Source organism: Bradyrhizobium sp. DOA1, from assembly GCF_001593325.1.
Taxonomy (GTDB): domain Bacteria; phylum Pseudomonadota; class Alphaproteobacteria; order Rhizobiales; family Xanthobacteraceae; genus Bradyrhizobium.
Genome location: NZ_JXJM01000001.1, coordinates 5,095,377 through 5,108,474, shown reverse-complemented (window position 1 = coordinate 5,108,474; position 13,098 = coordinate 5,095,377). Strand labels below are relative to the sequence as shown.

12 protein-coding genes and 1 pseudogene are annotated in these 13,098 nt (G+C 64.1%); 10 read left to right on the top strand and 3 right to left on the bottom strand.

The features are described from left to right. From miaA to SE91_RS23740, 9 genes are all read left to right on the top strand, one after another. Positions 1-756 (top strand): tRNA (adenosine(37)-N6)-dimethylallyltransferase MiaA (gene miaA / locus SE91_RS23780; protein ID WP_061849339.1); only part of this gene is annotated, 756 nt, incomplete at its 5' end. A 328-nt stretch (positions 757-1,084) separates the two neighbouring features. After that, positions 1,085-2,860, top strand: coding sequence for an acetolactate synthase 3 large subunit (locus SE91_RS23775; protein ID WP_061849338.1), 1,776 nt, complete (start codon positions 1,085-1,087; stop codon positions 2,858-2,860). 24 nt (positions 2,861-2,884) lie between these two features. Next, a complete protein-coding gene (ilvN, locus tag SE91_RS23770; protein WP_018640841.1) occupies positions 2,885-3,427 on the top strand; it encodes an acetolactate synthase small subunit in 543 nt (180 codons plus the stop codon). Positions 3,428-3,430: 3 nt separating this feature from the next. Further along, on the top strand, positions 3,431-4,126 hold the full coding sequence (locus SE91_RS23765) for a class I SAM-dependent methyltransferase (protein WP_060735240.1): 696 nt from the start codon (positions 3,431-3,433) through the stop codon (positions 4,124-4,126). Between the two features lie 44 nt (positions 4,127-4,170). Further along, positions 4,171-5,046, top strand: a complete 876-nt coding sequence (locus tag SE91_RS23760; RefSeq protein WP_061849337.1) for an EamA family transporter — start codon at positions 4,171-4,173, stop codon at positions 5,044-5,046. A 7-nt stretch (positions 5,047-5,053) separates the two neighbouring features. Then, a complete protein-coding gene (locus SE91_RS23755) occupies positions 5,054-5,656 on the top strand; it encodes a LysE family translocator (RefSeq protein ID WP_008566207.1) in 603 nt (200 codons plus the stop codon). Positions 5,657-5,788: 132 nt separating this feature from the next. Next, positions 5,789-6,808, top strand: coding sequence for a ketol-acid reductoisomerase (ilvC, locus tag SE91_RS23750; protein WP_060735242.1), 1,020 nt, complete (start codon positions 5,789-5,791; stop codon positions 6,806-6,808). Positions 6,809-6,954: 146 nt separating this feature from the next. Then, positions 6,955-7,806 carry an SDR family oxidoreductase gene (locus SE91_RS23745; protein WP_008556874.1) on the top strand — a complete coding sequence of 284 codons (852 nt, stop codon included), beginning with the start codon at positions 6,955-6,957 and terminating at the stop codon, positions 7,804-7,806. Between the two features lie 365 nt (positions 7,807-8,171). Further along, positions 8,172-9,884 carry a sulfatase-like hydrolase/transferase gene (locus tag SE91_RS23740; RefSeq protein ID WP_061849336.1) on the top strand — a complete coding sequence of 571 codons (1,713 nt, stop codon included), beginning with the start codon at positions 8,172-8,174 and terminating at the stop codon, positions 9,882-9,884. Between the two features lie 156 nt (positions 9,885-10,040). Here the strand turns inward: SE91_RS23740 and SE91_RS23735 are convergent, their stop codons facing one another. Beyond that, positions 10,041-11,024 carry a Bug family tripartite tricarboxylate transporter substrate binding protein gene (locus SE91_RS23735; protein ID WP_063921314.1) on the bottom strand — a complete coding sequence of 328 codons (984 nt, stop codon included), beginning with the start codon at positions 11,022-11,024 and terminating at the stop codon, positions 10,041-10,043. Between SE91_RS23735 and SE91_RS37235 the strand changes: the two genes are divergently transcribed. After that, a complete protein-coding gene (locus SE91_RS37235; protein ID WP_197489510.1) occupies positions 10,922-11,254 on the top strand; it encodes a hypothetical protein in 333 nt (110 codons plus the stop codon). The two genes, SE91_RS23735 and SE91_RS37235, sit on opposite strands and share 103 nt — an antisense overlap. 19 nt (positions 11,255-11,273) lie before the next feature. On the opposite strand, the gene SE91_RS23725 is transcribed toward SE91_RS37235, so the two are convergent. Both SE91_RS23725 and SE91_RS37765 read right to left on the bottom strand, forming a co-directional pair. After that, positions 11,274-12,833, bottom strand: coding sequence for an ABC transporter permease/substrate-binding protein (locus SE91_RS23725; protein WP_061849333.1), 1,560 nt, complete (start codon positions 12,831-12,833; stop codon positions 11,274-11,276). Continuing rightward, positions 12,830-13,098 (bottom strand): annotated as a pseudogene (locus tag SE91_RS37765) (ABC transporter ATP-binding protein); the annotation flags it as partial. The gene SE91_RS23725 and the pseudogene SE91_RS37765, both read right to left, overlap by 4 nt.

Here is a 13,098-nt window from a genome sequence, read left to right as displayed (position 1 = left end):
CCGCATCGTCTCTACGGTCATGTCGACGCGGCCGTGAATTTCTCGGCCGGTGCCTGGGTGAGCGACGCGGCGAGGGTGCTCGAAGACGCGACGGCCGAAGCTCGCCTGCCGATCTTCATCGGCGGCACCGGGCTCTATTTCAAAGCGCTGACGTCGGGCCTCTCCGTGGTGCCGCCAATCCCTGGAGAGGTTCGCGAGGACGTGCGCACGCGGCTGGAACGGAACGGCGTCGAGGCGCTGCACGCGGAACTCGCGCGCCGCGATCCGCGTGCGGCCGAGCGATTGAACCTGCGCGACCGCACCCGCATCGCCCGCGCGCTCGAGGTGGTCGAGGCGACCGGCCGCTCGCTGCTCGACTGGCATCGGGAGGCTCAGCCGCCCTTGCTGCCCAAGGACAGTTTTCGCGCGGTGTTTCTCGCTCCTGAGCGCGACGAGCTCTATGCCCGCATTGATGCCCGCTTCGATGCCATGCTGGGTGCCGGCGCGCTGATGGAGGTCGAGCGGCTCGCCGCCCGCGGCCTCGATCCGCTGCTGCCGGCGATGAAGGCGCATGGCGTGCCGGCCTTGATCCGGCATCTGCGCGGCGAGCTCAGCCTGGAGGAGGCAGCCACGATCGGCCGTGCCGATACCCGCCATTACGCCAAGCGCCAGTTCACCTGGTTCCGACACCAATTGCCTGCGTTCGAATGGGTGCGGCTGGAGGAGGCGAGGGGATGGCTGGCGACGATGGTGCGGGCGGCCGAAGACCACGACTGACGTGGTTTTGTGCCGGGTTCCCGAATTTACCTCTCGCCCAAGCCGGGGAACACCGCTACACTGCCAAAATCGCGCGGGAACGGCCGCATTGCCTTGACATCCAAGCTTTGGCCGCTATGTTTCGCGCAACCTTTGGGAAGCCGAGCGCTAGCTATGCGTAACATTATTACCAAACTCCTTATCGCCGTCGTACCCAGGCACACCGCCGGGGATGGCTAGCTGCCATCCACAAGACAGGCGGTGTGTGTGGGCCCTCTTCGGGGCCTTTTTTATTTCCCGAACCCGACACGAACGAAGCCGCTGACAACAGCGCATCCGGAGCAAGCCAATGAGCGACAAGAGCCACGATCCGAACCAGATGACCGGCGCCGCGATGATCGTCCGCGCACTCATCGATCACGGCGTGACCGACATTTTCGGCTATCCCGGCGGCGCGGTGCTTCCGATCTATGACGAGATCTTCCAGCAGAGCGAGGTCCAGCACATCCTGGTCCGTCACGAGCAGGGCGCGGGCCATGCCGCCGAGGGCTATGCGCGCTCGACCGGCAAGCCGGGCGTTGCGCTGGTGACCTCCGGCCCCGGCGCCACCAACATGGTGACGCCGCTCACCGACGCGCTGATGGACTCGATCCCGCTGGTCTGTATCTCCGGCCAGGTGCCTACGCATCTGATCGGCAACGACGCGTTCCAGGAATGCGACACCGTCGGCATCACGCGTCCCTGCACCAAGCACAATTGGCTGGTGCGCGACGTCAACGATCTCGCCAAGGTGCTGCATGAAGCCTTCTACGTCGCGACCTCCGGTCGTCCGGGTCCGGTGCTGGTCGACGTCCCCAAGGACGTGCAGTTCGCGACCGGCACCTATCATCCGCCGCGCAAGTCCGACGTGCACCGCTCCTACGCGCCGCGTCTGAAGGGTGATGCGACGCAGATCCGCAAGGCGGTGTCGCTGCTCGCCAATGCCAAGCGCCCCGTGATCTACAGCGGCGGCGGCGTCATCAATTCCGGCCCCGAGGCGACCAGGCTGTTGCGTGAGCTGGTCGAGGTCACCGGCTTCCCGATCACCTCGACGCTGATGGGGCTCGGTGCGTATCCGGCCTCGGGCAAGAACTGGCTCGGCATGCTCGGCATGCACGGCACCTATGAAGCCAACATGACCATGCATGATTGCGACGTCATGCTGTGCGTCGGCGCGCGGTTCGACGACCGCATCACCGGCCGCGTCGATGCGTTCTCGCCGGGCTCGAAGAAGATCCACATCGACATCGACCCGTCCTCGATCAACAAGAACATCCGTGTCGACGTGCCGATCATCGGCGATTGCGGCAACATCCTCGGCGACATCCTCCAGGTGTTCAAAGCGGAGGCGAAGAAGCCCGACGTCAAGTCGTGGTGGCAGCAGATCGCGCAGTGGCGTGCCCGCAACTCGCTCTATTACAAGAAGAGCAACGACGTCATCCTGCCGCAGCATGCGATCCAGAGCCTGTTCGAGCTGACGCGCGACAAGGATACCTACATCACGACCGAAGTCGGCCAGCACCAGATGTGGGCCGCGCAGTTCTACGGCTTCGAGGAACCGCACCGCTGGATGACGTCGGGCGGTCTCGGCACGATGGGGTACGGCCTGCCGGCGGCGATCGGCGTGCAGGTGGCCCATCCTGACAGCCTCGTCATCGACATCGCGGGCGATGCCTCGGTGCAGATGACGATGCAGGAGATGTCGACGGCCGTGCAGTACGAGCTGCCGATCAAGATCTTCATCCTGAACAACCAGTACATGGGCATGGTGCGGCAATGGCAGCAGCTGCTGCACGGCAACCGCCTGTCGCATTCCTATTCGGAGGCGCTGCCGGATTTCGTCAAGCTTGCGGAAGCCTATGGCGGCGTCGGCCTGCAGGTGCACAAGCCCGGCGATCTCGAGGGCGCCATCAAGGAGATGATCGCGGTGAAGCGACCGGTGCTGTTCGACTGCCGCGTCGCGGCACTCGAGAACTGCTTCCCGATGATCCCCTCCGGCAAGGCGCACAACGAGATGCTGTTGCCGGAGCAGGCCAACGACGAGGCCACCGCGAAGGCATTCGCCGGCGGCAAGGCGCTGGTGTGACGAAAGATATTTGAGGGGACGATCATGAACCAGCCCGCATCCGCCTATTTCATCGAGGACCGCCACGACCCCAACGAGACGCACACACTCGCCGTGCTCGTGCAGAACGAGCCTGGCGTGCTCGCGCGCGTCATCGGCCTGTTCTCGGGCCGCGGCTACAACATCGAGAGCCTCACGGTCTCGGAGACGGAGGCGCAGAAGCATCTGTCGCGCATCACCATCGTCACCACCGGCACGCCGATGGTGATCGCGCAGATCAAGAACCAGCTCGACCGCATGATCCCGGTCTACCAGGTCGTCGACATGACCCAGACCAAGCGCTCGATCGAGCGCGAGCTTGCGATGGTGAAGGTGCGCGGGCAGGGCGAGCACCGGGTCGAGGCGCTCAGGCTCGCGGATGCGTTCCGCGCCCGCGTGATCGATGCCACCACCGAGAGCTTTGTGTTCGAGATCACAGGCAATACTGACAAGATCAATCAATATATCGACCTGATGCGCCCGCTCGGCCTCGTCGAGGTGTCGCGCACCGGCGTTGCCGCGATCGGCCGCGGGCCTGAAGGGATGTGAGCCATGCTGGCGCGCGACTGGTACTATAACGAGCGGAATCGGATGGGCATCGGGCCCGCGGTGGCGTCGATCTACGACAGCCACGAGGATGCCGATTTGCGGGCGCGCGCCGCGCTGAAAACGCTCGGGGTCCAGCGCGGCTGGCGCATCGCCGACATCGGCTGCGGCAACGGCGTGCTTGCCACCGAAGCCGCCCTGATGGGCGCCGAGGTCGACGCCATCGACATCTCGCCGGCGATGCTGGCGCTCGCCGAGATCTACGCGCGTGACCGCAAGGCGCCGGTCCGCACCCAGTCGGCCGGCCTGCTCAGCTTTTCCTACCAGGCGGAGTCCTACGATCTGATCGTCAGCGAGTTCACGCTGCATCATCTGCCGGACTTCTGGAAGGCGGTTGCGATGTCGCGGATCTATCGCGCGCTGAAACCGGGCGCGAGCTTCTACCTGCGCGACATCGTTTATGCCTCGATGCCCGATGCCATCGAGCGCGACGTCGAGCAATGGGCCGATTTCCAGATCAAGAATCACGACTTTGCGCGCGACGGCGTCGTCACGCATATGCGCGACGAATATTCCACCTTCGGCTGGGTGATGGAGCGGATGCTGACCGATGTCGGCTTCATGCTGGTCTCGGCCGACTACCACGCCCCCATGCACGGCACCTATCTGCTGCGGAAACCAAAGGCCGGCGAGCAAGGCTAACAAGAATAACAGGGCTGCACGACGGTGCAGGACCGGGACCAACAATGAAGCCGGCCGACATCCTCATCGCGATCCTGGTTGCGATCATTTGGGGGCTTGCCTTCGTGGCGAGCCGGATCGCGCTCGACGAATTTTCGCCGGAGCTGATGACGGCGATGCGCTTTGCCATCGCCGCGCTGCCGTGCCTATTCATTCCCAAGCCGAAGGTCGCCTGGTCATTGCTGATCGCCATCAGCTTCACCTTGTTTCTCGGCCAGTTCCTGAGCCAGGCCTACGGCATCGCCCATGGCGTCCCCGTGGGGCTGACCAGCGTGGTGGTGCAGAGCCAGGCGTTGTTCACGATCGGCTTCGCCGCGATCGCTTTCGGGGAGCGGCCGACCCCGATGCAGTCGCTCGGCATCGGCATCGCCGCAGCGGGGCTTTTGATGATCTGCGGCACCGTCGGTTACGATTTCAGCGTCGGCGCCTTCGCAGTGCTGATGGTCGCGCCGATCTGCTTTGCCGTCGGCAATCTCCTGCTGCGGGGCGCCCGCGGTGCGCCGATGTTCGACTTGTTCGCCTGGCTATGCCTCACGTCCGCCGTGCCGCTGTTTGTGCTGACGCTGGTCGTCGACGGGCCGATGCCGACTTTTCAGTCGCTGATCCACATCTCGCTCACGGGCCTGATCTGCCTGCTCATGATCGGCGCCATCTCCACCAGCATCGCCTATTGGCTGTGGGGGCGGTTGCTCCGCGACTATCCGGCCGCCCAGGTGGTGCCGTTCGCCTTGCTGGTGCCGTTCGTGGGATCGGCCGCCTCCAGCATCGTGTTCGGCGAGCGGTTCGGACCCTTGCGTCTCGCCGGCATGCTTACCGTGATCGGCGGTATCGCCGTGATGGTGCTGGCGAAGCGTCCGCAAGTCCTGCCGAAGACCGCGTGAGGTGAGCATGTCGCAGTCGCTGTTCTATGCCTTCCTCGCCTTCATGACCGTGATGTATTTCACGCCAGGACCGAACAACATCATGCTGCTGTCGTCGGGGCTGACTTACGGCTTTCGCCGTACCATCCCGCACATCGCCGGCATCGTCATCGGCTTTGCCTTCATGGTCGCTGCCGTCGGCCTCGGGCTCGGCACCGTCTTTCTGTCCTACCCGATCCTCCAGAGCATCTTGAAATATGGCGGTGCGGTCTACCTGATCTATCTCGCCGCTGCGATCGCCATGTCCGGTCCGACCAGGCCGGGTGAGGGGAGTGGCCGCGGCCCGATGACGTTCTGGGGCGCGGCCATGTTTCAGTGGATCAACGCCAAAGGGTGGGTGATCGTGATCGGCACCATCACGGCCTATGCAGCGATCGCCCAATTCCCGCTCAATATCGCGATCCAGACCGTGATCAGCCTGCTCATCGGGACGGTCTCGACGGTGATCTGGGCGCTGTTCGGCACCGCGCTGCGCCCGGTCCTGACCTCCGAGCGGCTGGTTCGCGCCTTCAACATCCTGATGGCGGTTCTGCTGCTCGCGTCCCTCTACCCCGTCTTCATGGATGCATGATGCCGCAGATTTCCATGCAGAAACGGGTTTCCCAGGGGCCCTAAAATGCTCTAGACAGCCTCCGAAATCCGTCAATTCGCCTTCGAAAGACTAACCATCGGCCGATTCCGGCCCCCGAACGAGGAAACGACTATGCGTGTTTATTACGATCGCGACGCCGACCTGAACCTGATCAAGGGCAAGAAGGTCGCCATCGTCGGCTATGGCAGCCAGGGCCACGCCCATGCGCTCAACCTCAAGGACTCCGGCGTCAAGGAAGTCGCCATCGCGCTGCGCAAGGACTCCGGCTCGGTGAAGAAGGCGGAAGCGGCCGGCTTCAAGGTGATGGAAGTCGCCGAAGCCGCCAAATGGGCCGACCTTGTCATGATGCTGACCCCGGACGAGCTCCAGGGCGACATCTATCGCGAGCACCTGCACGACAACATGAAGAAGGGCGCCGCCCTCGTCTTCGCACACGGCCTCAACGTCCACTTCAATCTGCTCGATCCGCGCGCCGACCTCGACGTGCTGATGATCGCCCCGAAGGGCCCCGGCCACACCGTGCGCTCGGAGTATCAGCGCGGCGGCGGCGTGCCCTGCCTGATCGCGATCGCCAAGGACGTCTCGGGCAACGCCCATGACCTCGGCCTGTCCTACGCCTCGGCGGTCGGCGGCGGCCGTGCCGGCATCATCGAGACCACCTTCAAGGAAGAGTGTGAGACCGATCTGTTCGGCGAGCAGGTCGTGCTCTGCGGCGGCCTGGTCGAGCTGATCAAGGGCGGCTACGAGACCCTGGTCGAGGCCGGCTACGCGCCGGAGATGGCCTATTTCGAGTGCCTGCACGAAGTGAAGCTGATCGTCGACCTGATCTATGAAGGCGGCATCGCCAACATGAACTACTCGATCTCCAACACCGCCGAGTATGGCGAGTACGTCACCGGCCCGCGCATCATCACCGACGAGACCAAGAAGGAGATGCGGAAGGTGCTGGCCGACATCCAGGGCGGCAAGTTCGCCCGCGACTGGATGCTCGAGAACAAGGTCAACCAGACCTCGTTCAAGGCGACCCGCGCCAAGCTCGCCGCGCACCCGATCGAGGAAGTCGGCGCGAAGCTGCGCGACATGATGCCCTGGATCAAGAAGGGCGCGCTGGTCGACAAGTCGAAGAACTAAGCCGTCGTTTCCCGGACGCAGCGCATCACGCAAATGGTGCGCTGCTGATCCGGGCGCCATTGCGGCTCCTGGATTCCAGCTCTGCTGCCCCTTCGCACCATCGCTATTTTCCGCCATGATTGCGGGAGCCTTGAGGGGAGGGCATCATGCGATCTGTCGTCGTGACCGGCGCGTCCACCGGCATCGGCTGGGCCGTTGCGAAATTCCTGATCGGGCGCGGCTATCGTGTGTTCGGCAGCGTCCGCAAGCAGGCCGATGCCGATCGGCTTGCCGGTGAATTGGGCACGAACTTCACGCCGCTCTTGTTCGACGTCACCGATGAGGCCGCCGTGCTGGCCGCCGCACGCCAAGTGCGTGAGGCGGTGGGCGGCGAGACGCTCGCGGGTCTCGTCAACAACGCGGGCATCGCGGTCGCCGGTCCCGTCCTCGAATTGTCGGCTGACGATTTCCGCCGCCAGATGGACGTCAACGTCATCGGCCCTGTGATCGCGACAAAGGCGTTCGGGCCCTTGCTCGGTGCGGACCCATCTCTGAAAGGACCGAAGGGCCGGATCGTGATGATCGGCTCGGTCGCGGGCAGGAACGGCAATCCGCTGTCGGCGCCCTATTGCACCTCCAAGCACGCCATCGAGGGACTGTCGGAGAGCCTGCGCCGTGAGCTGATGCTGTTCGGCATCGACGTCATCATCGTCGCCCCCGGCGCGGTGAAGACGCCGATCTGGAGCAAGGCCGAACAGATCGATCTCTCCGTCTATAAGAACTCGCCCTATCTGCCGGCGCTGAACAAAGTGATGGCTTTCATGATGGACCTCGGCGCCAAGGGCCTGCCCGCCGAGCGCATAGCCGAAGTCGTGTTCGAAGCGCTGACGGCGGCAAGCCCCAAGGTGCGCTACCAGATCACGCCGGACCCGCTGCGCCATCTGATCGGCGCCGTGCTCCCGAAACGGACGGTCGACCGCATCATCGCCAAGCGGCTCGGGCTGCTGCCGCCGGGATGACCGGCGTTCAGTTCGCCCGCAGGCCTGTCCCGCGGAGCCTGCCTGTCCTCGATGCCGTGCGCCCGGCCCCCGCCTGACCATATCCGGCAACCCCCGTGTGCTGGTGCGCTGCAACCGGGCGCTGGCGGAGCGTGGTGGCGGCACACGGTCCCACGTCGCAGGCGGGTCCTCCTCTGCGTGCGGCCCATTGTCTTTCACTAACAATAACCGAAGGTCGAATCGCCGCACGCGTTGCCTGACCGTGACTGTTCCATTACAATTTTATGACACGGTGCAGGCTTCCGGCTGCGCCGGGCGCCGCTAGCCGAATTATGGGTCGGCCGGACGGCTTGGCATCACCGCGCCGGACCAGTTGCGTGTCGTCGATGGCGTCCGCGCCGAATCCAGGTCCTTCTGCCACGACCGCCGTGCTGGCGAGCGTCGCCGCGCTCGGCATCTGGCGGCTGCTCGCAGTGGCTGCGCCGCATTTCGCGGCGCTGGCGCTGATGTACGAGACTGAGACCGATTTCGGCTCGCGCCTCTCCTTCGCGCTGGCCTGGGGAATCCTTAATTTCTTCTGGATCACGCTGCTGCGGCGGCCGGCACTGTCGGGCGCACTGTCGCTGACCATGGTCGTGGTGCTGGTGCTGCTGTCGCGGCTCAAGCACGACATCGTTCAGATGACCGTCAACTTCATCGACCTGATGATGATCGACCGCGACAGCGTCGCATTCCTGTTCACGATCTTCCCGAATCTGCGCTGGTCGGTGATCCTGGCCGGCCTCGTCACGCTGCCGCTGATGTATGCGCTGTGGTGGCTCGACCCTTTTCGCATCCGCCGCCTGCCGGCGCTGGCCTGCAAGCTCGCCTGCCTGGCCGCGCTGGTCGGCTATTCGCTCTCCCATCCGGAAGAAGCCTGGCGCGGCTATTACGACGACGGCTATCTCTCGAAGTTCTTCCGCTCCGGCGTCAGTTCGGTTTCCGACTTCGTGCAATACGGCTTCATGGAATCGGCCGCCTCCACCAACGAGCACCTCAACATGCCGCTGGTCGATGCCTGTCATCCCGCGGGCCGCCGGCCCAACATCATCATGATCCATGATGAATCGAGCTTCGACATCCGCGCTGCGGATGGCATCAAAGTGCCGCCGCGTTATGGCGACCACTTCAAGTCCTGGGACGGCAGGCAGCGCACCTTCCTCGCCGAGAGCAATGGCGGCCCGAGCTGGTTCACCGAATACAACGTGCTGGCCGGGCTCTCCTCCCGCTCGTTCGGCCGCTTCGCCTATTTCGTGACGCGCATCGCCTCGAACCGCGTCGAGCGCGGCCTGCCGCTGGCGCTGCGCCGCTGCGGCTACGACACGATGTCGCTCTATCCCGCCTATGGCGGCTTCATGGGCGCGCGCAGCTTCCAGATGACGACCGGCATCGAACGCTTCCTGGATTCCAAGGATCTCGGCGCCAAGGACGTGGAGCCCGACTCCTTCTTCTACGACAAGGCGCTCCAGCTGATGGGCCAGCAGCCGCCGAACAAGCCGCTGTTCACCTTCATCTATCTCGGCGCCAATCATTTCCCCTGGGAGACGCGCTTCCGTTCCGACCTGCTGCCGAATTGGCGCGCGCCGGGCAACACGCCGTCCATCGACGAATATCTGCGCCGTCAGGCCATCAGCGCCGAGCAGTACAAGGCATTCGTCGCCGGCCTGAAGAAGAATTTCCCCGGCGAGCCTTTCCTGATCGTGCGCTACGGCGACCACCAGCCGGAGTTCGCGCCTGCTATCCTCGAGCCCGGACTCGACGAAGGTGCTCTCGGCAAGAAGCTCGACGCTTACGATCCGCGTCTCTACGCGACGTATTACGCGATCGACGCCGTCAATTTCGAGCCGGTGAAGACTGAAGCCGTGATGGACACCGTTGACGGTCCCTATCTGCCGCTGGTGATCCAGGAAGCCGCCGGCATCCCGCTCGATCCATCCTTCGCCGAGCAGAAGGAGATCATGCTCCGCTGCAAGGGCATCTTCTACGGCTGCAAGGACGGTGCCGAGGCGCGGCGGCTGAACCGGTTGCTGATCGATTCGGGGATGATCCGGGGACTTTAGCGAGTCTACTGCCTTGCGCTGCACGAAGAGGTATGGCTGTGCGCCGGGGTGGTGCCAGGCGCGGAGGCTTGCCGACCAGAAAACCCCGCATCGTCAGCTATCAGCCGCATCCGCTCGCTTTCCAAGCCTGAACTGGTGTAGTCGAGCGCGCGTCGATCACTCCGATGGCTTGACACCGAGTTCGCGCAAGATGCGCAGCATCACATCACTGTCGCGCTTGAAGATGCGATGGGTCGTCTCGAAATCGGTGGGAGAAGACAGCAGAAAGTTGCTCAGCATTTGCTGGACCTTCGGGTCTGATCCGGCCTGGATCAACATCGGCGAGAGTTGCTCCACGATCTCCTTTGGCGTGCCGATCGGCACGGCGAAGGTCGTGAACGCGCGTAGCTCATAGAAGTCACCGATGGCACCTTGCTCCGTCATGGTCAGCGTGTCGGGATAGGGCGGTAGCCTGCTGCCAACAACTCCGATCAGGTTTCCCGTTCCCGCCTGGATGACGGGCGCTGCTGCGGCATAACTTCCTGCGGCGCCATCCAGCGTCTGTCCGGCAAGGTCATTCCACATCGGCGCCTCACCGCGGTACTGGATGACTTGAAACCGAATGCCGTATTGCTTCGCGATCGTTTCAATGAGGACGTGCGGCGTGGAGCCTACGCCGTAGGATCCCCAGTTCAGGCTGCCGACCTTGTTAGCATATTCGATGAATTCACGAAGATTGGTCGCTCCCGTCTTCTTGGCCGCGACCACCGGACCGCCGGCGCCGCTGACCATCGTCAGATAGATGAAGTCCCGTTCGGGATCATAAGGAAGTTCTTTCACCGTGATACGGTTCTGGATGAGTGACGAAGAGATCGTGCAGAGGATGGTGGTGCCATCGGGCTCGGCGCGTTTTGCTTCAGTCACGCCGATGACGCCGCCCGCGCCGGCCCTGTTTTCGACGATGACCGGCTTTCCCACCTGCCGCGCCAGGTAGTCACCGAAAGCTCGCGCGATGCCGTCCGTCTGGCCGCCAGGTGGATATGGTACGACTATACGAAGTGATCGGTTCGGCCACGCGGATTGCGCTTGCGTCTTCCCGAAAGGGGCGAACAACACTGCCGCCGATCCAGCTACGAATGATCGCCGTGCCAGCTTTTTCATTTTTCCTGCCCTTAGCGCTTTTGATTTTTTCTTTGTTCGGCCGCGAGGGGGTGCGCAAGCTCACCGCCCAGCTATGTGAAAACTATCACGGCGAGCTCATTCAAGCGACGTTCGCTGAGGTGACATTTCGGCACACGGACCGCATCGGCCGAGCGGTCGTCGAGTGTAGTTATGTTGATCGGCACCCTCGCTGGGAAGGCTGGTACGGGTGCTTCCGGCCGCAACTCTGAAGGCCGGAAGTATCGCACCCTACCGCCCGCCGACCTTGTCCCACAACCACCTCGCCACCGCATCCGGTGAGGAGTTCGCATCATTGCCGCTGGCGCGCAAATTTGCTTCGCGCATGGTGGCGATGTCGATCTTGCCGAGCAGCAGCTTGAGCGCCGTCTCGAGCCGCTCGTCGCCGGAGCGCTTGGGCGCCAGCAGCAGAATCGCGTCATAGGGCGGAATCGCGTGCCTGGGATCGTCGAGCGTGACGAGGTCGTACTTTGCGATCAGGCCGTCGCTGGTGTAGCCGGCGATGACGTCGACCTCACCGCTGGCGACCGCCGCATACATGAAATCCGGCTGCATCTGGCGCTGCGCGCGGAATTGAAGACCATAGGCTTTTTGCAGCGCCGCCCATTCGGGGCGCGAGAAGAACTCATAGTCGCCGGCGATCGACATCGTCGATGTGTGCGCGGCGAGATCGGCGATGGTACGGATGCCAAGCGCCTCGGCGCGCCTGCGCGGCATCACCAGCGCATAGGCGTTCTCGAAGCCGAGCTCGCCGAGCAGGGTGATGTTCTCCTTTGCGAGCGCGGCCTTCAGCTCCGCGAGCAACTCCGCGCGCGGCTTGATATCGGTGCGGTGAAGCTGATTGGCCCAAAGCGTGCCGGAATAATCGACATAGAGATCGATGTCGCCGGCCTTCAGCGCCTCGAAGATGACGCTGGAGCCGAGGCCCGATCTTGCGCTCGCGGAAAGACCTGCGGCCTGGAGACGATCCCGCAGCAGGGCCGACAGCACATATTGCTCGGCGAAGGTCTTGGCGCCGACGATATAGCCCTGCGACGAGCGCCCCATCGTCGGCACCAGCGCCGCCGTGACGAGCGCCGCGATCCCGACGCCGCCGAGCGCTGCGCGCAGACGACTGCGATAGCGCAGGCCGTTCTCGATCAGGCCAAGCAGCTGGTCGACGGCGAGCGCGAGCAGGGCCGAGGCGAGACAGCCGAACAGCACGAACACCCAGTTCTGGGTCTGGAGCCCGGCGAAGATGTAATTGCCGAGGCTGGTCTGCCCGATCGGCGTCGACAGCGTCGCCGTGCCGATTACCCACACGGCGGCGGTGCGGATGCCCGCCATCATCACCGGCAGCGCCAGCGGCAGCTCGACCATGACCAGCGACTGCCGCGCGGTCATGCCAACGCCTTTGGCGGCTTCGGTCAACGCCGGATCGATCCCGTTGAGCCCGGTGATGCCGTTGCGCAGCACCGGCAGCATCGAATAGAGCGCCAGCGCCAGCACGGCCGGCAGGAAGCCGAAGGCGGAGAAGGAAAAGCCGAACCAGGCGAGCGTTAACGAAGCGGCCAGCAGCAGCAGCGGATAGAACAGCGCAAGCAGCGCAAGTCCGGGCACCGTCTGCACAATGCTGGCAAGCGCAAGCAGGATGTTGCGCGGCGTCGGGCGGTTGCGCGTGAGGATGGCCAGCGGAAGGCTGACGACCAGACCAAGCGCCAGCGCGGCAAGGCTCACCCGCACGTGATTGCCGAGATAATCGGGCAGATGCGACAGCGCCTCGCCCCAGCGCGGGTCGGACAAGATGCTCATGCCGCACCGCTCGCCGGCAGCAGCGCGTTCAGCCGTTCGACCTGGCGTCGGGGCGTGCGTAACAGCTCCAGCACATAGGGCTCGCCGCTCGTCGAGAGCTGCGCGGGCGTGCCCTGCGCCAGCAGCTTGCCATCACGCATCACAGCGATGCGGTCGGCGAGCAGGATCGCCTCCGTCATGTCATGGGTGATCATGACGGTGGTCAGGCCGAGCTTGCGATGCAGCGACCAATAGTCCTCGCCGAGCGCATCACGGGTGAGGGGAT